Annotated in this window: 18 protein-coding genes and 1 pseudogene; 9 read left to right on the top strand and 10 right to left on the bottom strand. The window is 70.1% G+C overall.

Annotated features, from left to right (window positions below; genetic code table 11):
* The first annotated feature begins 22 nt into the window (after nt 1-22).
* Nucleotides 23-568: a hypothetical protein gene (locus tag OO70_RS32280; protein WP_051741841.1), complete on the top strand. Its 546-nt coding sequence runs from the start codon at nt 23-25 to the stop codon at nt 566-568.
* Complete coding sequence (locus tag OO70_RS32275) at nt 565-1,611, top strand: amidohydrolase family protein (protein ID WP_043678917.1); 1,047 nt, start codon at nt 565-567, stop codon at nt 1,609-1,611. Before OO70_RS32280 ends, OO70_RS32275 begins: the two co-directional genes overlap by 4 nt.
* Before the next feature lie 37 nt (nt 1,612-1,648).
* Here the strand turns inward: OO70_RS32275 and OO70_RS57115 are convergent.
* Both OO70_RS57115 and OO70_RS51400 read right to left on the bottom strand, forming a co-directional pair.
* Nucleotides 1,649-1,738, bottom strand: a pseudogene (locus tag OO70_RS57115) (IS5/IS1182 family transposase); the annotation flags it as partial.
* A 58-nt stretch (nt 1,739-1,796) separates the two neighbouring features.
* Entirely contained in the window at nt 1,797-2,987 is a 1,191-nt protein-coding gene (locus OO70_RS51400) for a transposase family protein (RefSeq protein ID WP_051741840.1), read from the bottom strand.
* A 233-nt stretch (nt 2,988-3,220) separates the two neighbouring features.
* Here OO70_RS51400 and OO70_RS32265 point away from each other — a divergent pair, with 233 nt between their 5' ends.
* Complete coding sequence (locus OO70_RS32265; protein ID WP_051741838.1) at nt 3,221-4,255, top strand: helix-turn-helix domain-containing protein; 1,035 nt, start codon at nt 3,221-3,223, stop codon at nt 4,253-4,255.
* 325 nt (nt 4,256-4,580) lie between these two features.
* On the opposite strand, the gene OO70_RS32260 is transcribed toward OO70_RS32265, so the two are convergent.
* Nucleotides 4,581-6,086, bottom strand: a complete 1,506-nt coding sequence (locus tag OO70_RS32260; protein WP_043679148.1) for a GMC family oxidoreductase — start codon at nt 6,084-6,086, stop codon at nt 4,581-4,583.
* 741 nt (nt 6,087-6,827) lie between these two features.
* On the bottom strand, nt 6,828-7,997 hold the full coding sequence (locus OO70_RS32255) for a magnesium and cobalt transport protein CorA (protein WP_043678914.1): 1,170 nt from the start codon (nt 7,995-7,997) through the stop codon (nt 6,828-6,830).
* A 162-nt stretch (nt 7,998-8,159) separates the two neighbouring features.
* Between OO70_RS32255 and OO70_RS32250 the strand changes: the two genes are divergently transcribed.
* A complete protein-coding gene (locus OO70_RS32250; RefSeq protein WP_043678911.1) occupies nt 8,160-9,269 on the top strand; it encodes a winged helix DNA-binding domain-containing protein in 1,110 nt (369 codons plus the stop codon).
* Between the two features lie 13 nt (nt 9,270-9,282).
* Here the strand turns inward: OO70_RS32250 and OO70_RS32245 are convergent, their stop codons facing one another.
* On the bottom strand, nt 9,283-9,930 hold the full coding sequence (locus tag OO70_RS32245; RefSeq protein ID WP_043678908.1) for a LysE family translocator: 648 nt from the start codon (nt 9,928-9,930) through the stop codon (nt 9,283-9,285).
* A 66-nt stretch (nt 9,931-9,996) separates the two neighbouring features.
* Here OO70_RS32245 and OO70_RS32240 point away from each other — a divergent pair, with 66 nt between their 5' ends.
* Both OO70_RS32240 and dmpI read left to right on the top strand, forming a co-directional pair.
* The gene (locus tag OO70_RS32240; protein WP_043678905.1) at nt 9,997-10,863 is read left to right on the top strand and encodes a LysR family transcriptional regulator; all 867 of its coding nucleotides are present in this window, start codon (nt 9,997-9,999) and stop codon (nt 10,861-10,863) included.
* Between the two features lie 92 nt (nt 10,864-10,955).
* Nucleotides 10,956-11,138 (top strand): 4-oxalocrotonate tautomerase DmpI, encoded by a 183-nt coding sequence (gene dmpI, locus OO70_RS32235; RefSeq protein WP_043678902.1) that lies wholly within the window; start codon nt 10,956-10,958, stop codon nt 11,136-11,138.
* Between the two features lie 103 nt (nt 11,139-11,241).
* Here the strand turns inward: dmpI and OO70_RS32230 are convergent, their stop codons facing one another.
* From OO70_RS32230 to OO70_RS32220, 3 genes are all read right to left on the bottom strand, one after another.
* Complete coding sequence (locus tag OO70_RS32230; RefSeq protein ID WP_043678899.1) at nt 11,242-12,033, bottom strand: S1 family peptidase; 792 nt, start codon at nt 12,031-12,033, stop codon at nt 11,242-11,244.
* A gap of 204 nt (nt 12,034-12,237) precedes the next feature.
* Complete coding sequence (locus OO70_RS32225) at nt 12,238-15,054, bottom strand: ATP-binding protein (protein WP_043678896.1); 2,817 nt, start codon at nt 15,052-15,054, stop codon at nt 12,238-12,240.
* A 172-nt stretch (nt 15,055-15,226) separates the two neighbouring features.
* Nucleotides 15,227-16,039, bottom strand: coding sequence for a helix-turn-helix transcriptional regulator (locus OO70_RS32220; RefSeq protein ID WP_043678893.1), 813 nt, complete (start codon nt 16,037-16,039; stop codon nt 15,227-15,229).
* 146 nt (nt 16,040-16,185) lie between these two features.
* On the opposite strand from OO70_RS32220, the gene OO70_RS32215 reads away from it, so the two are divergent.
* Both OO70_RS32215 and OO70_RS32210 read left to right on the top strand, forming a co-directional pair.
* On the top strand, nt 16,186-17,856 hold the full coding sequence (locus tag OO70_RS32215; RefSeq protein WP_043678890.1) for an AMP-binding protein: 1,671 nt from the start codon (nt 16,186-16,188) through the stop codon (nt 17,854-17,856).
* Between the two features lie 20 nt (nt 17,857-17,876).
* Entirely contained in the window at nt 17,877-19,466 is a 1,590-nt protein-coding gene (locus OO70_RS32210; protein ID WP_043679145.1) for an AMP-binding protein, read from the top strand.
* A 32-nt stretch (nt 19,467-19,498) separates the two neighbouring features.
* On the opposite strand, the gene OO70_RS32205 is transcribed toward OO70_RS32210, so the two are convergent.
* Entirely contained in the window at nt 19,499-20,218 is a 720-nt protein-coding gene (locus tag OO70_RS32205) for a hypothetical protein (protein WP_043678887.1), read from the bottom strand.
* Between the two features lie 179 nt (nt 20,219-20,397).
* On the opposite strand from OO70_RS32205, the gene gcl reads away from it, so the two are divergent.
* Nucleotides 20,398-22,182, top strand: coding sequence for a glyoxylate carboligase (gene gcl, locus OO70_RS32200; protein ID WP_043678884.1), 1,785 nt, complete (start codon nt 20,398-20,400; stop codon nt 22,180-22,182).
* Nucleotides 22,183-22,326: 144 nt separating this feature from the next.
* Here gcl and OO70_RS32195 read toward each other — a convergent pair whose 3' ends face one another.
* The gene (locus OO70_RS32195; RefSeq protein ID WP_051741834.1) at nt 22,327-22,887 is read right to left on the bottom strand and encodes a TIGR04222 domain-containing membrane protein; all 561 of its coding nucleotides are present in this window, start codon (nt 22,885-22,887) and stop codon (nt 22,327-22,329) included.
* Between the last annotated feature and the right edge of the window lie 51 nt (nt 22,888-22,938).

Genomic DNA, 22,938 nt, shown 5'->3' with positions numbered 1-22,938 from the left:
CGCAGGAGCCTCCGTCGTCCGCGTGGCCGCCTACTGCACCGAGGCCGGCATCTCCGTCCAGTACATCGCGACCGCACGGGAGTTGGGCATGGACACTGTCGACTTCCTCATGATGAGCCACATGTCGGACCCGGCACACCTCACCCGTCAGGCGAAGCCGATGGAGAGTCATGGCGCCACCTGCGGCTACGTCGTCGACTCCGGCGGCGTACCGAACATGCACGGGGTCGCCGAACTTGTCGACGCCGGCCTCGCGGCCATGGGCGCCGGTGCCGGCAACGCTCCGCTGGAGGTGCTCATCACCGCCGCCGACAAGCTCGAACACGCCTACGGCTGCGGCCTGTTCGCCCTGCCGGACGCGGCCGACGACCTCGTACGATCGCTGAGGGACCGCCCCGTTCAGGTCGACCGGGAAACTGCGCCACACCGAGTCCGACGCCGCGCGCTACGGCATCGACGCGCGTGCCCTGCTCGGGCGGGGCGTGTGGTCGGCGGCCAGGAAGACCTGCTCACCGACGTGACGCTCGACCTGCTCGCCGCCCAGCAGGCCCAAGGGGACGCCTCGTGACCGGCGCGGCGGGCCGGGTCGACGTCCACCAGCACGTCGTTCCCTCCTTCTACCGGGACCTTCTCGACCAGGCGGGCATCGCCGAGGCCGGCGGCCGTGAACTGCCCGAGTGGAGCGCCGAGCCAGCCCTGGAGGTGATGGACCTGCTGGGCACCGCCACGGCGATCGTGTCGGTCTCCACCCCGGGCACCGGCTTCCTCACCGATCCGGGCGAGGCCGCCGCCCTGGCCCGGCGGCTCAACGATTTCTCCGCGTCCCTCGCCGCCGAACACGCGGACCGTTTCGGGTACTTCGCCACGCTGCCCATGCCCGATGCCGCCGCCTCCGCAGTCGAGGCCGAGCGCGCTCTGGACGAGCTGGGGGCCGACGGCGTCACCCTGCTCGCCAACAACCAGGGCGTCTACGTCGGCGCGGGCGGCCAGGACGGACTGTGGCAGACCCTGAACGACCGGGGCGCCGTCGTGTTCGTCCACCCCGCCGACCTCCCGGCAGCCGCTGTCGACGGGATCCCGCCGTTCGCCGCCGACTTCCTCCTCGACACCACCCGGGCCGCATACCTCCTGGTCCGCAACGGCGTCGTACGCACGTACCCGAACATCCGGTTCATCCTCAGCCACGCCGGCGGCTTCGTGCCCTACGCCTCCCACCGCATGGCCGTCGCCATCGCCGGCGACACCGGACGCAGCCCCCTGGACGTACTGGACGACTTCCGCGGCCTCTACTACGACACCGCCCTGTCCTCCAGCCCCGCCGCCCTGCCCACACTGCTCGCCTTTGCCCGCCCCGGACACATCCTCTTCGGCAGCGACTGGCCGTTCGCCCCCGCCATCGCGAGCCAGTACTTCGCAGGCGGCCTCGACAGCGGTGTCGACCCCGGTGTCCTCCGGGCCGTCAACCGCACCAACGCCGAACTCCTCTTCCCCCGCCTGGCAGACACTCCGGCACGGACTCCGGCCCGCCCCGCCCCGATGCGCCTGCGCCAAGCCACCCAACGAGCCGCCGCCCGCCTCGTCTTCAAGCTCGTCCAACCCGGCACCGATTGAGACATGTACCCAGGACCAGCGCAGAACCGTCCTGGTGTACCGAGACGGGCTCGACCGCGAGCTGCGGCCCCAGCTGTCGCATCGTCAGGGTGCGGTAGTACACCGCAACCACCAGCACCCGCTCGGCCCTCAACACCCCAGCCATACACCGGAGATGCCCAGATCACGGCCTTGTGCAACACCCTTCAGCAGGGGAAGTCGTAGGCGATGAAGGCGAGGCAGACGACCGTTCCGTCCTCCTCCAGTGCCTCGTAGCCGTCTCGTTCCTCCTCATTGACCGGGAAGAACAGGGCGTTGCCACCGCGGTCCGGATCGGTGACGATCTCGGCGTAGTTGGCCCGGCGGCCCTGGCCGTCGCCGACCGCGATGATCCGCTCGACCTCGCGGAGATCGGCGTCGGCATCGCGGCCGTCGACGTGCAGCGGATCGAACGGATCGGCGCACAGGACGGCGTATCCGTCCAACGCCGCCGGTTCGTAGCCGTTGTATCCGTCGGTCCAGTCTGCCGCGACGATCCGGGCTGGATCCGTCAGCGGCAGGACGACCATGCTGACCCGGGCCACCGCCGGTTCGTCGCCCATCTGAGACCAGTGGAAGCCCGCGTACACCGGAGCCTTGCCGGGGCCGGAGAGCAGACCGCCGTGACCCCATCGACCGGTGGTCGCCATCCCGTACCAGGTGACGGTCTCCGCGAGTTCTAACTCGCCGACGTAGGAGAACCATTCCGGCCGCGTCATTCCCTTCTCACCGTCCCGATTGACGTGATCCACCCACCGCCACAACAGGGCGTCCATGGTGGCCACCGGGGCGGCGGAAGCGGGCGAATCCTCGGCTGCTGTCATGGCGCACAGCATGGCAGGAGGGTGTGACAGTCCCGCCGCGTCCAAGGAGGGGGCGACGACAAGTCGCAACTGTGCGTGGCAAACCCCGCGTGTGTGCGCGATCGGCCGGACGGTTCCTGGACGTGCCCTGGGGCGGCGCGACTCACCGATGCTGGAACGGCGGGCAGTTGCCGGTCTCCCGATGGTGTCGATCTCGGCGTTGTCACCGGGTTCGTCGATGGGGTCGGCGGCGTACCGGGCGAGCCGGGCGCCCACGGTGTCGTCCGGGGCGCCGCCGTCCAAGCGGGTCAGAAGTCGTCCCGGTGTGGAGGTGTTTGGCGTGCTGGAGATCAGTCCGAGTTGTTCGCGCAGGTCGGAGTCGGTATCGGCGGCGAAGTGGGCGATGGCCGCCAGGGACGTGTCTCCGCCGAGGACGGCGACCACGCACAGCGCGAGCAGGGAGCTCAGGCGGTAGCGGCGGCACGCGAACGCGACCCCCCTGTTCGTGGTCGAAGGCTTCTGTTCGTGATCAAAGGCTTCGCGAAGCCTGATCATCACGGGTCGCGTCTCACGTTGCCGAACTGGGCGAGCCGGCCACGGCGGCGCGTACGCGGGCGATCAGCTCATCTCGCCGGATCAGCACGCATCAGCTTTCTCCCTCGACCGTTGCCATGCGGGTCGCTGTAGGAGGATTGGCACAGTGCACACATGAGCCGTGGTGACGTCCTGCGGAACACGAGCACCACAGGATGGCGTCGGAGCACTGACGGTGAGGGGATCACAGGGGCATGCACAGTTCTGGAGCGGGGGTCGACGGCGCCCGTGGGGTGCTCGCGGTGGACTCGACCGCCCCGGGCGCCGCGCCGCGGGGACTCGACGCCTTCCGGCACGGGTGGGAGACGCAGATCGGCGACGAGGTCTTCCAACTGCCGGCCTTCAGCCCTGACACGATCGGTGACTTCCGGGTCAAGGGCAAGGTGGCCAAGGTGCATGGCGCCGCGATCGCCGATCTTCACGCCGCGTCGGCAACCCGGACCGCGGACGCCCCGGGCGGCGATCAGGATCTGGTGGCCATGTACGTGGTGCAGCGCGGCGCATGGACTCTGGGCGGCCCGCCCGGTTGCGGCGAGCGGACCGTACCGGCCGGGCAGTTCCTCGTCCGGCACGTCGGGCGCCTGACGGCCTTCGAGACGTCGGCGCACATCACGGCGAAGTTCCTGGTCCTGCCCCCGGGCGAACTCAAACCCCTGCTCGGGAACCGGGTCATCACCGGGCCGGCGGACTCGGCCGAGATACGCCTGCTGACGGCCTTCACGGACATGATCCACACAACTGTGGCCGACCTCGGCCCAGCCGGTGTGGAAGCCACCCACGGCGCTCTGATCGAGCTGGCCAAGGCGGTGGCGAAGGGCCGGTTCGACGACGTGGAACCCCGGCTGGCTCCCGCGCTCACTCAGGCAGCCAAGGACCTCGCGGACCGCCGGCTCGCTGATCCCGAACTTTCTCCTGCGATGCTTGCACGTGAACTCAACGTCTCCGTCCGTACGCTGCACCGGGCATTCGCCGCGGTCGGCGAACAGGTGACCACCTACATCCGCAACCGGCGACTGCAAGAGGCCCGGCTCGCCCTCACCGCGCCGTCAGGTCGCCTGAGTATCTCGGAGCTGGCCGCACACTGGCAGTTCGCGGACAGCAGCCACTTCACCCGGACCTTCAAGAAGCACTACGGTCAGACTCCCACCGAGTACGCCCGCTCGGCCGGAGCAGCCTCGCCCTCGCCGAACAGGCACCTGCCGGGTCACGGGCCGGCCGAAAGAACGTGACACAGGTTCGACCACGCTCCAGCGGATGCCCCAACTCGTGTCCCCCACAAGGCAGGGCGGCGCTGTGGGCGGCCCGGGCATGCGACCGCGGCGGGATGTCGCTGATGAGGGCGCGGATCTGGGTGACCTCGCCGCCGGCGCCCGCAGGGCCCTCGGTCCCTGGCAACTCGGCGCTCCCCGGCGAGCTGAGAGGTGATCCACCGCCCCGCGGCTCACCATTCGGCAAGCAGGATGCCGGCAGTCGGTCGAGACTCCGACCAGCTGCCGGCGGTTCAGGCGTCGGGGATGAGCACGTCGGGGGAGCGCCGTGGGCGCTGACGAAGGCTCAGTCGAGCAGTTCGGCGGCCCGTTCGGCGATGGCGTAGACGGTCGCGTTGGTGTTGGCCGAGGGGATGGACGGCATCACCGATGCATCGGCGACCCGCAGTCCGGCTATTCCGTGCACGCGAAGGTTCGCAGGGTCGACGACGGCATCGGCGTCGGTTCCCATGCGGCAGGTGCCGGTGTAGTGGAAGTAGGGGCCGGTGGCCTTTCGGAGGAACTCGTCCACGGATTCGCCGCTCGTCCCGGAGCCCGGCACCGCTTCCTGCTTGCGCCAGTCGGCGAACGCCTCGGCCTCCCCGATGCGGCGTGCCAGGGCCAGGCCCTTGCGCATGATCTCCAGATCACGGTCGTCGCTCAGGTAGCCGGGGTCGACGACGGGAGCGCTGCCGGGATCGGCGTCCACCAGGCGCACGGTGCCGCTGCTGTGCGGAGCCATCGCGGAGAAAGCAATGGAGTAGCCGTTGGCCGGTGGCCGGCCCCATGCCGACGGGAGCGGCGCGGCGACGACGTAGACCTGAAGGTCCGGCCGCGCCGCGGCGGGGTCGCTGTACAGCAGCCCCATCATTTCGGCCGGCGGGTTGGCAGGAACGAACGGTACGGGCTGGATGGCCTCGTACACCACGCCCGCCATCGGATGGTCCTGCAGATGGGAGCCCACTCCCGGCAGGTCGGCGACGACGTCGATACCGTGGTCCTCAAGGTGTTGTGCCGGGCCGATCCCGGACAGCATCAGGAGGTGTGCGGAGCCGATGGCTCCCGCGGTCAGTACCACCTCGGCGCCATCGACGGACAGGTGCTCCCCACCGATGGTGTACTCGACGCCGGTGCAGCGGCCCGCGGTGATGCGCAGCCGCTGCACGGTCGCGTCCGTGACGACGTCCAGGTTCGGCCGGTCGAGGAACGGACGGATGTAGGCGTCGGCCGCGCTCTGGCGGGCGCCGCCGGGCAGATTCATGTCACTCCACCCGAACCCGGTCTCCAGCCCGCCGCCGATGTCATCGGCGCGGGCGAACCCGGCCTCCACCGCGGCGTCGACACCCGCCGTGGCCAGCGGATGGGGCTCCGGGACCGGGGCGACCAGGACCGGCCCGTCCGTGCCCCGCACGGAGGCATCACGGCTGCGAGTGCTCTCATTGCGACGGAAATAGGGCAGCAGATCGTCGAAACCCCATCCTGGAGCACCGAGTCCGGCCCATTCGTCGTAACCGGAGCGGTGCCCCCGCAGGTGGTAGAGGCCGTTGATGCTCGATGAGCCGCCGAGCGCTTTGCCGCGCAGCACGTCAGCGACCCTGCCTGTACCGGCCTGCACGGTCGAGGCGCCCAGCCAGAGGGACGACGGGTCGAACCCCAGGAAGCCCCAAGGAGAGGCCATCGTCTCGGTTGCGTCCCGGGCTCCGGCCTCCAGCAGCAACACCCGTACGCCGGGGCGTTCCGAAAGCCGGGAGGCAATCACGCATCCCGCTGTCCCCGCTCCCACCACGACATAGTCATAAGAAATCTTGCCCATCATGTCTCCGCTTTCCACGGCAGCCTTGTCCGACCGCCGGATTTCAGGAAATCAGCTCCTCGACGATCAAGGGGCTGATTACGCCTATGTACTAAAGGGGTTCAAAAGTGAGGAGGGCTGTCTTCGCGTCAGCTCCGGTGTGGGCGTTGACCCGGTGACGAACGATCACCTTGATCCGGCGGGCCTGCACGTCCGACCCGCACACAGCCGATCACCCCGTCTTTGGTGTGTACCCATCCAGGAACAGTCACCCGGGTGTTCCCTCTGCCGTTGAAGCTTAGGAAAACCGACACGGCACACACTTGAACCACCGCGACGTCCGTTCGGAACCTGAGCGCCATAAGAGCTCGTAACAGGATCTTGGTGTGGGTGCTGATCGAGCCGCTACGGCCGCCCTGGCCGGAGAAGACGCCGGGGCCGCGGCCGGTGGCGGACCGTCTGTGTCTGCAGGGCATCCTGCACGCGCTCCACAACGACATGGCCCGGCAACTCCTGCCCCTGGAGCTGGGGTTCGGCTCGGCACAGCGCGCGGAAACCCGCTGGCTCGGCCGGCCTGCACTGTGCTGGTCAGTGTTCCCCGCCTGCGCCTCAGCGGTGAGGCTTCCGCAATCAACGCCCGCGATCGCAGGGATCGGAACGCGGCTCATTCTCCCCAGATTTTCCCCAGCGACCTCGAAGGCATTGTCGGAGCCTGCGATCGGGGCCACGCCACCGATTGGCAGCGCCTCCCAGGGCGATTACTCAGAGCCAGTCTTTCCGCTTGAAGATGACGTACAGACTGGTGCATACGACCGCCATCAGCAGGATCGCGAACGGGTACCCAAGCACCCAATGCAACTCCGGCATCCGATCGAAGTTCATCCCATAGATCGTCCCCACCAACGTCGGCGCGAACAAAATAGCCGCCCACGACGAGATCTTCTTGATCTCCTCGTTCTGCTCGAACCCCGCCTCCGCCAACGCCCGCATCTCCGCGTTCTGTTGCTGGGTGACCAGGGTCGCGTTCACCGTGAGGATGTCGGTGAGGGCCTGGCGGAAGCCGTCGACTCGTTCGCTGGTGTGGGTGACGTGGTCGGCGACGTCGCGGAGGTAGCGCTGGAGTTCCTCGTCGGTGCCGTACTTGGCGAAGCCGGCCATCAGGCTGTGCAGCATGCCGACAAGGGGGCGGGTGGCGCGCTGGAACTCGACCATTTCGCGGGAGAGTTCGTAGATGCGGCGGGAGACCTGCGGTTCGCTGCGGAAGACCTCTGTCTCGATCTCGTCGATGTCGATCTGGACGCCGGCGACGACGGGCGCGTAGCCGTCGACGACCGCGTCGAGGATGGCGTACAGCACCGCCTCGGGGCCGAGCTTCAGCAACTCCGGGGATTCCTCCATGCGTTGGCGGACCGCCGACAGGTCGGGGGCCGCGCCGTGCCGGACCGTGATCACGAAGTCCGGGCCGACGAAGACGTGCAGCTCGCCGAAGTCGACCTCTTCCGTGTTGTCCAAGTAGCGGGCGGCGCTGAGGACTACGAAGAGCGTCTCGCCGTAGCGCTCCAGTTTCGGGCGCTGGTGGGCCTCCATCGCGTCCTCGACCGCCAGCGGGTGGAGGTCGAACTCCGCTGCCAGGGAGAGGAGTTCGCTCTCGGTGGGGCGGGCCAGGCCGATCCAGGCCATGCCGGACGGCTGTTCGCGCAGTTCGCGGAAGGTGTCGGCGAGGGTGTCCGGCGCCGAGACCCGCACGCCGTCCCGGTACAGGGCGGCCTGAACGACGCTGCCCGTGTCGGACGGTTCGGAGGGCGGCGTGTCGGCGGCGGACACCGGGGGCTTCGGCGCGGGTGCCGGGGGTGGGGCCGGTGTGCGGCGCCAGCCGGACGTCCTGCCGGTGCTGCCGTTCTTCGAGGTGGGGCGGGCGCGTCGCTGGGGCATCGCGGTGCCTCTCGATCAAGCCTATGACTACGTCTGTGTCCACGTGATCACTGAGCATGAGCAGGATATACGGGGCAAACAGCCTGGGCGTGTGAACCGGCTCCCGGATTCGGTGAGAGTTGCGGACCGAAGGTGTCCGCAATCGCCCTTAGCGTGGGGAGCGTGACCAAGGCGAAGACCCCGACCGCTCCCGTACTCGACACCCGCGCCCTCAACCGCGCCACCCTCGACCGGCAGCTCCTCCTGCGCCGCTCGCCCCTCTCCGCCCGCGCCGGCATCGAGCATCTCCTCGGCCTCCAGGCGCAGAACGTCAAGCCGCCGTACTACGCCCTCGCCGCCCGTCTCGACGGCTTCACGCCCGAGGAACTCTCCGGGCTGATGGCCGAACGCGCGGTCGTCCGCATCGTCACCATGCGGTCCACGATCCACACGCACACCGCCGCCGACTGCCTCACCCTGCAACCCTTGGTGCAGGCCGCCCGCGATCGTGAGCTGGGCAATTTCCGCAGGGGGCTCGTCGGGGTCGATCTCGACCGGCTCGCCTCGCTCGCCCGTGAACTCGTCGAGGCCGAGCCGCGCACCATGAAGGAGTTGCGGGAGGCGCTCCTCGTCGAGTGGCCGGACGCCGACCCGCAGGCCCTCGCGATCGCCGCCCGCTGCAAGCTCCCGCTCGTCCAGGTCACCCCCCGCGGACTGTGGGGGCGGAGTGGACAGGTCGCGCTCACCACCGCCGAGCACTGGCTGGGGCGGCCCGCCGAACCCGCGCCCACCCCGGACGCGACCGTCCTGCGCTACCTCGCCGCCTTCGGTCCGGCCTCCGTCAAGGACATGCAGACCTGGGCGGGCCTGACCCGGCTGCGCGAGGCCTTCGAGCGACTGCGTCCGCAGCTCGTCACCTTCTACGACCCGAACGGCGTCGAACTCTTCGACCTCCCGGACGCGCCCCGCCCCGCCGCCGACACCCCGGCCCCGCCGCGCTTCCTGCCCGAGTTCGACAACCTGCTCCTCTCGCACGCCGACCGCACGCGGGTCGTACCGCCCGAGTACTGGGGGCGCGCCTGGCAGGGCAACGTCGCCCACCGCACGTTCCTCGTCGACGGGTTCCTCGCCGGGGTCTGGAAGCTCGACGGCCACCATCTCGTCGTCGAACCCTTCGGCAGGCTGACCAAAGCCCAGCGCGACGAGGTGACCGCCGAAGGGGCGCGGATGCTCGACACCATGCACAAGGGGACGTCGTACGACATCCGGTTCGGGACGGTCGTAGGGCCGTAGCGTCGTAGAGGGATCAGTCCGCGCGGCCCGTCACCGCGACCGTCACGCCCAGGCCGATCATCGTGAAGCCGCCCGCGCCGCCGATCAGGGACAGGCGGCGGTCGTCGCGGGCGAACCAGGTGCGGGCGGCCGAGGCGGTCAGGCCCCACAGGGTGTCCGTGACCAGGCCGATCGAGATCGGGATGAGGCCCAGCAGGAGCATCTGGAGCGGGACACTGCCCGCCGAGTGGTTGACGAACTGGGGGAGTACGGCGGCGAAGAACACCACCCCCTTGGGGTTCGTGACGCCGACCAGGGCGCCGTCCAGGACCGTACGGAGGTCGCCGCGGGGTTCCGACGTGGCAGCTGTCTGCATCGCCGAGGCCTTCAGGTCCTTGCGGTGCCGGAACGCCTGGACCCCGAGGTAGACGAGGTAGGCCGCGCCTGCCAGTTTCACCGTCAGGTAGATCGTGACCGACCGTTCCACCAGCGCGCCGATGCCGAACGCCACCGCCGTCACCAGCACGTACGAGCCGAAGACGTTGCCGAGCGCCGTCGCCACCGCCGTGCGGCGGCCGTGGGCGAGTGCGCGGCCGATGACGAACAGGACGCTGGGTCCCGGGATCACGATCACCAGCAGCGACATCGCCGCGAAGGCGAGAAAACGGTCCGTGGACACCATGCCTATCACTCCTATCAGGGGGCTCATTGAAACAGGCGTCCGTGAGCTCGCTCTAGAGTCGGGGCCATGGAACTGCGGCAGCTCAGCTACTTCGTCGCGGTCGCCGAAGAGCTGCACTTCGGGCGGGCCGCCGAGCGGCTGCACATTGTGCAGTCGGCGGTCAGTCAGCAGATCCAGCGGCTGGAGCGGGAGTTGGGCGCCGAGCTGTTCGACAGGTCGCCCCGGCGCGTACGGCTTACGGGGGCGGGGGAGCGGCTGTTGCCCGAGGCGCGGGCGGTGCTGGCCGCCGCCGAGCGGGCCCGGGCGGCCGTCGCCCCGCCGCCGGGGCTGCGGATCGGCACCAGTACCGGGCTCGGCGCGCATCTGGACCGGGTCCTCGGCGCGTTCGCCGAGCGGGCGCCGGACGTTCCCGTCGAGCTGTTCTCGCTGCCGGTCGGCGAACGGCTCGCCCGGGTCGCCGGCGGGCAGTTGGACGCGGCGTTCGTCCGGGCGGTCGAGCCGGTGCCGGGGGTACGAGTGCTGCCGTTGTGGGCCGACCCTCTCGTAGCGGCTCTGCCTGCCTCGCATCCGTTGGCCGGGCGGGCGGCGATCGGTGTCGCGGAGCTGGCCGCGCTGCCGCTGGCCCTCACCGAGCGGCGGAACAATCCCGCACTCGTCGACCTGGTCGTCGATGCCTGTCACGCGGCCGGGTTCGAGCCGCTGCCCGGACCGGTGAGCGGGTCCCTGCAGGACACCCTGGCGAGCATCGGCGCGCGTCCGCTGTGGACGGTCGTCTACGCCTCCCACGCGCGCGTGCTGCACAGCCCGCGCGTGGCCTTCGTACCGTTCACGGCGCCCGGCCTCACGCTGTCGACAGGCCTCGCCGTGCACGCCACGCGCCGGCCTCCGCATCTGGACGCCCTACTGCTGGCCTGCGGCGATCACGAGAACTGATCGCTGCGGTCGCGGGCTGCTTCTTGGTCGGGGATGCCTGACGCGATGAACTGGACTCACCGAAAAGGACAAGCCAGTCAAGGGAGTTCAGCATGCCCATCGTGACCGTCCAGCAGGGTCCGCGTGACGTCGAGCTGAAGCGGGACCTCGTCAAGCGGGTCACCGACGCCTTCGTCGACGCGTACAAGATCCCCGCCGAGAGCGTGCAGGTGTGGATCCACGAGGTGCCGGCCGACAGCTGGGGCGCGGCGGGGAAGCTCATCGCCGACAAGTAAGGGGCACCGACCGGCACATGGATAGGGTGCGTTGCGGGCTGCTCGTGGAAGCCCGCAACGCACCCTGGCATTTCCCTGAGGGGTGCTCAGGAGTTCTTCCGGGTTACGAGTTGACCTGCGTGGTCACCAGGCTGGAGAACGTGGTCAGCCGGGTGTAGACACCCGGGTAACCCGCCTCGGCACAGCCCTCGCCCCAAGAAGTGATCCCTGCCAGGACGCCCCCGATGAGCAGGGGACCGCCGCTGTCGCCCTGGCAGGTGTCTACGCCGCCGGATGTGTATCCGGCGCAAACCATGTCGGACGCGATGAAGTCCGAACCGTAGGAGCTCTTGCAGCTGGTGTCGGACACGATCGGGACGGTCGCGGTCCGCAACTGGTTGGAGGAGCTGCCGTTCTCCGAGGTGGTGCCCCAGCCGAGGATGCGGGCTGTGGTGCCGGCCGCGTACACGCTGGTCTGCGAGGAGGAGACGTACGACGCCGTCGTGTACGGCATCGACGTCGACAGCGTCAGGACGGCCACGTCGTCGCCGTTGGTGGCGTCCGTGTAGCTGGGGTTGATCCAGATCTTGCTGACCTTGCTGACGGTGCCGTTCGTGCCGTTGAGGTAGGTACGGCCGCCGACCACGCGGACGCTGCTGGTGGTCTCGCCGACCATACAGTGGGCGGCGGTGACCACCTTGGTCGCGGAGACGAGTGTGCCGCCGCAGAACTGGTTCTGCGAGGCGTCCGTGATCTGCATGACGAACGGGTACGTCGTCGTCGTGGTCGTGGAACCGCCGACGATGGGCTGGGGGGCTGCCACAGCGGTGGGGGCGCTGAGCAGTGCGGTCGCGGCGGCGGCAGCGGTTGCTGCGACGACAGCCGCGGTTCTCTTGGCGCGGTTGAGCCCGAACATGAGTCTCCTCATTAGGGTTGCCGGTGGGGGGTCGCGCGGGTGTGGGGGTGTGCAACGGGGGTCGCGGGACCGACCCCCGTATGCCCGGGCGAGCGGCACACCCATAAGCTAGAACCCGGCACACCCTGTTCCCAATGAGGGAACCCCCTAGGGGAGTTGGGCAGGGAAAACCCTCGGTCGCCGCACAGTTAACCCTCAGGGTCCTCAGTTCGGACGACGCCCCGCCGCCAGTCGGACGATATCCACCCGCGAGCGGATCCCCAGCTTGCGGTAGACGCGGGTCAGGGTCGCCTCGACCGTCTTGACGCTGATGAACAGCCGGGCGGCGATCTCCCGGTTGGTGGCGCCCTCCATGACGAGCGCGGCGACCTGACGCTCCATCGAGGCCAGCCCGTCGAGTCCCTCCAGCGTGGGGGCGGGCGCGGCTGCGGGCGTCGGCTGCTGCGGTCTCGCGACGGCCGCCTCGTCCACCTGCCGCAGCCAGGGCAGCGCCCGGCAGCGCCGGAACAGCCGGGTCGCCTCGTCGTACGACGTGGGTCCGGGCTGCCCCGTGCGCAGCGAGGCCAGTGCGAAGGCGGCGCGGGCCTCCTCCAGGCCGTAGCCGAGCTTGGCGAGCCGGTCCTGAACGGACGTCAGTTGCGCTACGGCCTCGTCGTGTTCGCCGCGTGCCGCCCGCACCAGGGCCTCGGCGCGGTCGAGTACGGCGAGGACGCTCTCGCGGCCGAGGCGCAGCGCGCGTTCGCGGGTCACGTCGATGACGTCCTGTGCCTCGGCGGTCTCGCCGATGCGGACGAGGGCCTCGGCGAGGTCGCCGTGCCAGCGTCCGCGTGCCGGGTCGGTCACTCCGAGGGCCTGCTCCAGTTCGCGTACCCGGCGCAGCGAGCGGACGGTGCCGTGCGCGTCCCCGGCGACCAACTGGGCGTACCCGAGGGCACCGAGGGCACGGGACAGATACATCTGGTCGCCGTCCTCCTCGGCGTGCTCGACCGCTTCCCGGGCGAGGGCCAGCCCCTCCTCGACGTCACCGCCGGAGGCCTCGGCGAGTGCGGTGAGCATCGCGGACGCCGTCTGGCCGATCCCGGAGTCGCGGGCCAGCCGCAGGCCCTCGCGGGCGAGGTCGAGGGCGCGGCCGCAGTGCCCGGAGCGTAGTTCGGTCTCGGCGAAGCCGCGCAGGAAGTGGACCTCGCTCTCCACCGACCCGCGTCGCCGCACCTCGCGCAGCAGCGCGGTGATGGTGGCACGGGCCTCGGGCAGCTGATCGCTCATCACCAGCCAGCGGAACCGGGCCGATCCGGCGCCGTTGTGATGGCACGCCACCCTCGGGTCCTGAGGCTCCTTCAGCGCGCGCTTGATGGTGAGGGGGGCGTCCGGATGGCCCATCAGGGTCTCGGTCTGCGCCTGGAAGGAGAGCGCGAGGAGTTCGGTGCGCCGGTCGCCGGCGAGCGCGGCCAGTTCCGCCGAGCGCGCGGTCTCCGCGCGGGCCTCGGCGAAGTCGCCCTCCACGAGCAGGGCGCGCCAGGCGAGTTGGTAGCGGACCAGGGCGAGCAGCCGGGGGTCGTCGCCCGCGTCGGCGAGGGCCTGCGGGAAGACGGCGTCGACGTCCGCCATGGAGTGGCCGGCCGTGTCGATCACGATGATCCAGGCCCGCACCCGCTCGGCGGGCACCGAGGTCCGGGTCAGCACCTCACGCGCGATGTCCCGGGCGAGATCCAGCTCGCCAGCGGTGATCGCGTCCTCGGAGGCTTGCAACCGCCGCTCGTCGGGCCCGGGAACGCTGTCGCCCGGGGTGTGCCGGGCGGCGAGCAGTCCGAGCGACGCGGCGACCGAGGGTGCCCCGCGGTCGCGGGCCAGGGTGGCGGCCTCGGCGAGCCGGGCGGCGACCTCCGGATCGGTGCCGGTGGTCGCGAGGGCCAGGTGCCGGGCGCGCTCGATCGGGTCGGAGGCCGCCGTCGACAGCGCCGCGTGCGCGGCCCGCCGCTCCTGCGCGGGGGCCTCCGCGTACAGTGCGGCGGAGATCAGCGGATGCGCGAACCGTACGGCGGGAGCCTCGGACTCCGTTGCCAGCAGGCCGAGTTCGGCGGCCTGGGCGGTCTCGGCCTCGGCGTTCTCCCGGCCGGCGGTCTGGAGCAGGGCCACCGTCGGGCGGGCACCCGCGCTCGCGACGAGCAGGGTGCGGCGCGCCTCGGCGGGCAGCATGTCGAGCCGGCTCAGCACCAACGCGCGTAGTGAAGTGGGCACGGGCAGCGGCTCGCCCGGTCTCGGCGGGGTCGGGTTCTCGGCGAGGGCGCGGCCCAACTCCAGCGCGAACAGCGGGTTGCCGCCGCTCGTGCGGTGGATCTCGCGGACCGTGGAGCGGGGCAGCCCGGTGTAGCCGCGGTCGTCGAGCAGCGCCGACACCTGCGCCCGGGAGAGCGGGCTGAGCCGGAACGCGAGGGTGTCCGGCGGCGACGCGCTCAGATACCGGTCGTACTCCTGGCCCTCGGTGCGCACCGCGAACACCATCTGGACCTGGGTGTCGCCCAGCCGCCGGGCGGCGAAGCCGAGGAGTTCCGCGCTGGCCGGGTCCAGCCACTGGAGGTCGTCCGCCACGACGAGGACGGGGCCGTCGGCGGCGAGGGCGCGCAGCGCGGACAGGACGGCGAGGCGCAGGGCGAGTCCGTCGCGCTGGAGGGAGGACTCGCCGCGGCCGGTGAGCGCGGATTCCAGCGCGGTGCGCTGGGCGCCGGGCAGCCGCTCGGACACCTCGTCCAGGACCAGACCGAGGAGGTCGGCGAGGGCGAGGAAGGGGAGATGGGATTCGGACTCGGTGGCCGAGCAGCGCAACACGGTCCGCGCGGTGTCGCCGTATTCCGCGGCCAACGCCCGCAGGACGGTCGACTTTCCTATTCCGGCGGGGCCGTGGAGCAGCACACTGCCACCGCCTGCGAGCTGGTCACGGGCGGCGGAGAACATCTCCTCCCGGCCGATGACCAGGTCGGGGCGGGTTCTGGCAGGCTCCTTGAAGTCCCGTCGCACGGTCACCGCTCCCCTCGTGTGTCGTGTCCGGGCCAATATTAGGCAATCAGTCCTTGAAATTCGGATGGATGGGGTCGTGAGGGAAATAACAACGGCCAGGCATAGGGAAATTCAAAGCTCCGATGAATGAATAGCTGGCCGCCACGAGGGCCGTCCCGCGCCCGCCCGACCGCCCGCCTCACGGCAGCACCCCCGCCCGCCGCGCCGCCACCACGGCCTCTCCGCGGGTGTGCGCGCCGAGCTTCCGCATCGCCGAGCGCAGATACCCCTTCACCGTCTCCGGCCGCAGCCCGAGCCGCTCCGCCGTCACCACGTTCGTCGCGCCCGCCGCCACACACGCCAGTACGTCCAGCTCGCGGGGCGCCAGTTCTACGTCCCCGACGGCCGCCTCGGCGGTCAACAGGCCGCAGGCGTCCAGGAGTTCGGCCCGCAGCTCCGGGTCCGGGATGCGCGGGGCCAGCGCCCGCAGCGCCGCGTGTGCCTCCCGCACCTGCTCCCACACCGCGCTCGCCGCCGGGTCGGGGGCCGGTGCCGGGCGCGCCGCGCTCAGCAGCTCCCGCACCTCCTCCCGTACCACCAGCGCCTGTTCCACGTCCCGGGCGGCCTCCATCGCCGCGCTCAGCATCCGGTCGCCCAACGGCTGGGCCGTGCGCAGCGCGCCGTAGAGGACACCGCGCACCCGGCGGCGTACGACGACCGGGACCGCGAGGATCGCGCGCAGGCCCTCGGCGGCGACCGGGGCGTCGTACTCGTGGCTGATCTGGCGGGAGGCGGAGTAGTCCAGGACGGCGCACGGGCGGGCGAGGGCGACCGCCCTGCCGCCCAGACCGTTGCCCGAGGAGACCGCGAGGGCGCGCAGGGACGGGGTCAACGTGCCGCTCAGTTCGCTGATGCGCATCTGCTGCCGGCCGCTCTCCACCAGGCCACCGAAGGCGACCGGCAGCCCGGTGCCGCGCCGGAGCCGTACCAGCGCCGCCTGAATCTCCACCATCCCTGCCGCGTCCGTCGCCACCCGCTTGCCCCTTCATTGCGGCCGCTCTGCTGCACACACCCCCGTACGGGGGTAGTGAGACCCACATCACGGATTACACGATGTCAGAGAGCCGCCCGGCAATGGTCCGGTTACTAGGAGGACAGATGACGACGGCGAGTGAGTCGTTCCGCAGCGCGCGGGATTTCCTGTTGGCGCATCGCGAGGACTATGCCACGGCCTACGAGGGTTTCTCCTGGCCCCGGCCCGAGCACTTCAACTGGGCGCTCGACTGGTTCGACGTCATCGCGGCCGGGAACGACCGCACGGCCCTGCGCATCGTCGAGGAGGACGGCACCGAGACCGCCCTGTCCTTCGCCGAGATGTCCGCCCGCTCGAACCGGGTCGCCAACTGGCTGCGCGCCCAGGGCGTCGGCGCCGAGGACCGCATCCTCGTCATGCTCGGCAACCAGACCGAGCTGTGGGAGACCGCCCTCGCCGCGATGAAACTGCGCGCCGTCGTCATCCCCGCCACCCCGCTGCTCGGCCCCGCCGACCTGCGCGACCGCGTCGCACGCGGCCGGGTCCGACAGGTCATCGTGCGCTCCGGGGACGTCGACAAGTTCGACGAGGTGCCCGGGGACTACACGCGGATCACGGTCGGCGGCGCGGTCGAGGGCTGGCGGACGTACGAGGACGCGTACAGCGCCTCCGCCGAGTTCACGCCGGACGAACCGACCCTCGCCGACGACCCGCTGATGCTCTACTTCACCTCGGGCACGACAGCCCACCCCAAGCTGGTCGAGCACACCCACACGTCGTACCCGATCGGGCATTTGGCGACGATGTACTGGATCGGCCTCCAGCCCGGTGATGTGCATCTGAACATCTCCTCGCCGGGCTGGGCCAAGCACGCCTGGTCGAATCTGTTCGCGCCCTGGAACGCCGAGGCGACCGTCTTCATCCACAACTACACGCGCTTCGATCCGGCGCGGCTGATGGCCGAGATGGACAGGGCGGGTGTGACGACGTTCTGCGCCCCGCCGACGGTGTGGCGGATGCTGATCCAGGCCGATCTGACCCAGCTGCGGACCCCGCCCCGTGAGGCCCTGGCCGCGGGGGAGCCTTTGAATCCCGAGGTGATCGAGCAGGTCCGGCGGGCCTGGGGCGTGACGATCCGGGACGGCTTCGGGCAGACGGAGACGGCCGTGCAGGTGTCCAACAGTCCCGGTCAGCCGTTGAAGACGGGTTCGATGGGGCGGCCGAGTCCGGGGTACCGGGTCGAACTCCTCGACCCGGTGTCGGGTGCGCCGGGCGTGGCCGAGGGGGAGATCGCGCTCGACCTGTCCAATCAGCCGGTGGGCCTGATGACCGGTTATCACGGGGACCCGGACCGTACGGCGGAGGCGATGGCCGGCGGCTACTACCGCACCGGTGACATCGGCGCCCGGGACGCGGACGGCTACATCACCTATGTCGGCCGGTCCGACGACGTCTTCAAGGCCTCGGACTACAAGATCTCCCCGTTCGAGCTGGAGAGCGCGCTGCTCGAGCACGAGGCGGTGGCGGAGGCAGCCGTGGTGCCCGCGCCGGACGAGTTGCGGCTCGCCGTGCCGAAGGCGTATGTCGTGCTCGCGGAGGGGTGGGAGGCGGGGCCGGACACGGCAAAGGTGTTGTTCGAGCACTCGCGCCAGGTCCTCGCGCCGTACAAGCGGATCCGCCGTCTGGAGTTCGCGGACCTGCCCAAGACCGTCTCCGGCAAGATCCGCCGGATCGAACTGCGTGAGGCGACGGCCGCGGGGTCGGCTGCCGAGTACCGCGAGGAGGACTTCCGATGAACGCGCCCATCAACTCGCCGATGAACTCGTACAGCCATGGAACCAGCGGGACTTCACTCCTCGGCGACACCATCGGAGCCAACCTCGACCGGGCGGTCGCAGCCTGGCCCGACCGCGAGGCGCTCGTCGACGTGCCGTCCGGGCGGCGCTGGACGTACGCCGAATTCGCCGCCGACATCGACCAGTTGGCCCAGGCGCTGCTCGCGAGCGGGGTGGTGAAGGGCGACCGGGTGGGCATCTGGGCGATCAACTGCCCGGAGTGGGTGCTGGTGCAGTACGCCACCGCGCGGATCGGCGCAGTCATGGTGAACATCAACCCTGCGTACCGCACCCACGAGGTGGAGTTCGTCCTCAAGCAGGCGGGGATCTCGGTCCTGTTCGCCTCCGTCAGCCATAAGACGAGTGACTACCGGGCGATGGTCGACCAAGTACGGGGCGCGTGCCCGGAGTTGCGTGAGGTCGTGTACATCGGGGACCCGAGCTGGGAGACGTTGCTCGCGCGCGGCACGGGCGACGCACCGTACGCCGAACTGTCCTGCGACGACGCGATCAACATCCAGTACACGTCCGGCACGACGGGCTTCCCCAAGGGCGCCACCCTCTCCCACCTCAACATCCTCAACAACGGCTATTTCGTGGGCGAGTTGATCTCGTACACCGAGCAGGACCGGGTCTGCATCCCGGTGCCCTTCTACCACTGCTTCGGCATGGTGATGGGCAACCTGGCGGCGACCTCGCACGGCGCGTGCATGGTGATCCCGGCGGCGTCCTTCGACCCGGCGGCGACCCTGAAGGCGGTCCAGCAGGAGCGCTGTACGTCTCTCTACGGCGTCCCCACCATGTTCATCGCGGAGTTGAACCTCCGCGACTTCGCGAGCTACGACCTCTCCTCGCTGCGCACCGGCATCATGGCGGGCTCGCCCTGTCCAGTCGAGGTGATGAAGCGGGTGGTCGCCGAGATGCACATGGCGGAGGTGTCCATCTGTTACGGCATGACGGAGACGTCCCCGGTGTCGTTGCAGACGCGGGTGGACGACGACCTCGAACACCGCACCGGCACGGTCGGCCGCGTCCTCCCGCACCTGGAGGTCAAGGTCGTCGACCCGGCGACCGGAGTGACCCAACCCCGGGGCACGGCCGGGGAGTTGTGCACGCGCGGCTACAGCGTGATGCTCGGCTACTGGAACGAGCCCGAGAAGACCGCCGAGGCGATCGACGCGGGCCGCTGGATGCACACGGGTGACCTGGCGATGATGCGCGAGGACGGCTATGTCGAGATCGTCGGCCGCATCAAGGACATGATCATCCGGGGTGGCGAGAACATCTACCCGCGCGAGATCGAGGAGTTCCTCTACGCCCACCCGAAGGTCGCGGACGTCCAGGTCGTCGGCATCCCGCACGAGCGCTACGGCGAGGAGGTCCTGGCCTGCGTGATCCCGCGCGACCCGGCGGACCCGTTGACGCTGGAGGAGCTGCGGGGCTTCTGCGAGGGCAGGTTGGCGCACTACAAGATCCCGAGTCTGCTCCGGATCATGGACGCCTTTCCCATGACGGTGTCGGGGAAGGTGCGGAAGATCGAGTTGCGGGAGCAGGCTGTTCGGGAGGGGTGATGTCGGGTGGCGGCAGGGGGTACGGCCCCGAACTAACAACCCGTCGCGTCGAGTTCGTCGGCCAGTTCGTTCACCGGCTGTGGTGTGCCCGTGAGGTCGAGGACGAACAGGGGGACGCGGAGTTCGTCGGCGCGGGTGCGGGCGTCGTCGGCGTAGCCGGCGAGGGAGAAGTAGACGCAGCCGGTGGATTCCGTCATGGCGGTCAGCCACAGGCACTCCACGTCGCGCAGTGAGGCCGGGCGTACGGTCGGGTCGACCTGCGCCAGGATGCCGCGGGCGGCGAGGCCGATGCCGGACGGGGGCCGTTGGTCGGCGCGGCGGATGTCCCGGTAGCCGAGCCAGCGCAGATAGAGCGCGGCGGCGGTGACCGCGTCGCGTGCGGTGCGGATCGTGACGGGCTGGAAGGCGGGGCGGCCCCGGACGTCGGTGTCGGTCCTGGTGGTCCGCGCGGCGGGTTGTGACGTCGGTTCGGCCGGCTGTTGCTCTCCCGCGACCGGAATCCGCAGCAGGATCCCGCACGGGCAGCCCAGTTCCGGGTAAGGCCACTCGTCGAGGCGACCGCAGGCGGCGCAGCGCACCGCGATCCAGTCCTCGTCCCACACCCGGTGGTTCACGACCGTCGCCGCGCCGCGCCGATCCAGCGGCGGGGCGACAGGGGCCCCGCAGACGCAGGGATACGACGGTGCGGCGTAGACGTGCTCACGTCGGCAGGCCGGACAGCGCACCGGCACGCTCTCGGACATGCGCCCCATCGTCCTCCTGGAAACCCCTGCTTGTCCCTCTCTTGACGGCCTTGCCCCCTCCACTTACATTGCTTCCAGATAGTAGAAGTTAGTTTCCACAATGTGGAAGAAATCTGGAAGCAATCGAGGAGTTTTCACCGCGGGGCGCGACGGTGATGCGAATCCGACAGCCGAAGCAGGAGTACTCCATGGCTCGTATGACCGCTGCCCGCGCGGCAGTCGAGATCCTCAAGCGCGAGGGCGTCAGCGACGCGTTCGGCGTCCCGGGCGCGGCGATCAACCCCTTCTACGCCGCCCTCAAGGCCTCCGGCGGTATCCACCACACCCTCGCCCGGCACGTCGAGGGCGCCTCGCACATGGCCGAGGGCTACACCCGCACCCACCCGGGCAACATCGGCGTCTGCATCGGCACGTCGGGCCCGGCCGGCACCGACATGATCACCGGTCTCTACTCCGCGACCGGTGACTCGATCCCGATCCTCTGCATCACGGGCCAGGCCCCGACCGCCGTGATCCACAAGGAGGACTTCCAGGCCGTCGACATCGCCTCGATCGCCGGGCCGGTGACGAAGATGGCGGTCACCGTCCTGGAGGCGGCCCAGGTCCCCGGTGTCTTCCAGCAGGCCTTCCACCTGATGCGCTCAGGACGCCCCGGCCCGGTCCTCATCGACCTGCCGATCGACGTGCAGGTCACCGAGATCGAGTTCGACCCGGAGACGTACGAGCCGCTGTCGGTCTACAAGCCGACCGCGACCCGCGCCCAGATCGAGAAGGCGATCGGGATGCTGAACGCCTCCGCACGCCCGCTGATCGTCGCCGGCGGCGGTGTCATCAACGCGGACGCGGCCGAACTCCTCGTCGAGTTCGCCGAGTTGACCGGCATCCCGGTCGTCCCGACCCTGATGGGCTGGGGCGTCCTGCCCGACGACCACGAGTTGAACGCCGGCATGGTCGGCCTCCAGACCTCGCACCGCTACGGCAACGCGACCTTCCTGGAGTCCGACTTCGTCCTCGGCATCGGCAACCGCTGGGCCAACCGCCACACTGGAAAGCTGGACGTCTACACCGCCGGACGCACCTTCGTCCACGTCGACATCGAGCCCACCCAGATCGGCAGGATCTTCGCCCCCGACTACGGCATCGCGTCCGACGCGAGGGCGGCGCTGGAGCTTTTCGTCGAGGTGGCAAGGGAGTTGAAGGCGGCGGGCGACATCCCCGACCGCTCCGCCTGGGCGGCCTCGGCGCAGGATCGGAAGTCAACACTCCAGCGCCGTACGCACTTCGACGACATCCCGATCAAACCGCAGCGCGTCTACGAGGAGATGAACAAGGCCTTCGGCCCGGAGACCCGGTACGTCTCCACCATCGGCCTCTCCCAGATCGCCGGCGCCCAGATGCTGCACGTCTACCGCCCGCGCCACTGGATCAACTGTGGTCAGGCGGGCCCCCTCGGCTGGACGATCCCGGCCGCGCTCGGCGTCGCCAAGGCCGACCCCGAGGCGTCCGTCGTCGCCCTCTCCGGCGACTACGACTTCCAGTTCATGATCGAGGAGCTCGCGGTCGGGGCCCAGCACCGGATCCCGTACGTCCATGTCCTCGTGAACAACGCCTACTTGGGCCTCATCCGGCAGGCACAGCTCGGCCTCGACATCAACTTCCAGGTCAACCTGGAATTTGAGAACATCAACTCCCCGGAACTGGGCGTCTACGGCGTCGACCACATCAAGGTCGTCGAGGGCCTCGGCTGCAAGGCCATCCGCGTCACCGACCCCGACGACCTCGCCACCGCCTTCGACCAGGCCAAGAAGCTCGCCGCGGAGTTCCGCGTCCCGGTCGTCGTCGAGGCAATCCTGGAACGCGTCACCAACATCGCGATGAGCAAAACGAACGACATCAGCGAGGTGGTGGAGTTCGAGGAAATCGCGACCGAGCCCGGCCACGCACCGACATCGATCAGACCCCTGAAGGTCTGAGCCGGAGTAAGGGGGCGGCCCATCCCAGGGGGATGGGCCGCCCCCATTTTGTGTAGGCGCGAAGCGCCACACAAAGGGGCGCGGGGAACTGCGCGACCAGCCACACTCAACCCGCACTCCGCAGTCAACAGAACCCGGCAGCCCCTACCCGACCCCACAAACAAACCCCCCACCCGACGGCCCCGGCAACCCCCACTCCGTACTCCCACCCCGCCCGACAAGCCCCGCCGCCCCCGCAAATCGAGGCACAAGCAAGGTCAACGCCCGATCCCCGTACAGCGCAACGGCGAGCAGTACCTCCTCCGGAGACACCCCCTCCCGCCCCACAGGCAACGGCAGTTGACCACGCAGCGACTTCAACAGGCCGCGCGCAGCGCGCGTACGCCCCGGCGGAACCCTGCGCAGCAGCCCCGCAGCCACAAGGTCACCCCGCAACTCCACGACCGCCTGCCCAACCCCCTGCCGTTCGAGCAACTGCCGCAACCCCGCCGGACGGTACAACGCGGAGTGCACCGCCCTGGTGAGATGAGGAAGCGCCCCCGCGCCCGCGGCAACCCCCGACGTCCGCATCGTGCCGCGCCGCCCGGCCCGGACCTCGCCCCGCAGATGCAGCGCGACCACGGCCACCGTGACGGCCGCCCGGCGACCGCCCCGCAGCAGCGCGACCTCGTGAGGCTGGAGCCGGATCGTCGGACCACCGCTCATGACACCCCCTGATGCGAGGCCCGCCGCCCCCGTGCCGGCGGGCCTCGTGCG

The organism is Streptomyces xylophagus (assembly GCF_000716435.1).
Lineage (GTDB): Bacteria > Actinomycetota > Actinomycetes > Streptomycetales > Streptomycetaceae > Streptomyces > Streptomyces xylophagus.
Note: the sequence above shows the minus strand (reverse complement) of the source record. Positions and strands in the feature narration are given on the sequence as shown.

Bases quoted from the DNA above. Each gene is read 5' to 3' on its own strand.
- OO70_RS51400 (WP_051741840.1), bottom strand. From the start codon at position 2,987: ATGATCAGGCTTCGCGAAGCCTTTGATCACGAACAGAAGCCTTCGACC.
- OO70_RS32265 (WP_051741838.1), top strand. From the start codon at position 3,221: ATGCACAGTTCTGGAGCGGGGGTCGACGGCGCCCGTGGGGTGCTCGCG.
- OO70_RS32260 (WP_043679148.1), bottom strand. From the start codon at position 6,086: ATGGGCAAGATTTCTTATGACTATGTCGTGGTGGGAGCGGGGACAGCG.
- OO70_RS32255 (WP_043678914.1), bottom strand. From the start codon at position 7,997: ATGCCCCAGCGACGCGCCCGCCCCACCTCGAAGAACGGCAGCACCGGC.
- OO70_RS32245 (WP_043678908.1), bottom strand. From the start codon at position 9,930: ATGGTGTCCACGGACCGTTTTCTCGCCTTCGCGGCGATGTCGCTGCTG.
- OO70_RS32240 (WP_043678905.1), top strand. From the start codon at position 9,997: ATGGAACTGCGGCAGCTCAGCTACTTCGTCGCGGTCGCCGAAGAGCTG.
- dmpI (WP_043678902.1), top strand. From the start codon at position 10,956: ATGCCCATCGTGACCGTCCAGCAGGGTCCGCGTGACGTCGAGCTGAAG.
- OO70_RS32230 (WP_043678899.1), bottom strand. From the start codon at position 12,033: ATGTTCGGGCTCAACCGCGCCAAGAGAACCGCGGCTGTCGTCGCAGCA.
- OO70_RS32220 (WP_043678893.1), bottom strand. From the start codon at position 16,039: ATGGTGGAGATTCAGGCGGCGCTGGTACGGCTCCGGCGCGGCACCGGG.
- OO70_RS32215 (WP_043678890.1), top strand. From the start codon at position 16,186: ATGACGACGGCGAGTGAGTCGTTCCGCAGCGCGCGGGATTTCCTGTTG.
- OO70_RS32210 (WP_043679145.1), top strand. From the start codon at position 17,877: ATGAACTCGTACAGCCATGGAACCAGCGGGACTTCACTCCTCGGCGAC.
- OO70_RS32205 (WP_043678887.1), bottom strand. From the start codon at position 20,218: ATGGGGCGCATGTCCGAGAGCGTGCCGGTGCGCTGTCCGGCCTGCCGA.
- gcl (WP_043678884.1), top strand. From the start codon at position 20,398: ATGGCTCGTATGACCGCTGCCCGCGCGGCAGTCGAGATCCTCAAGCGC.
- OO70_RS32195 (WP_051741834.1), bottom strand. From the start codon at position 22,887: ATGAGCGGTGGTCCGACGATCCGGCTCCAGCCTCACGAGGTCGCGCTG.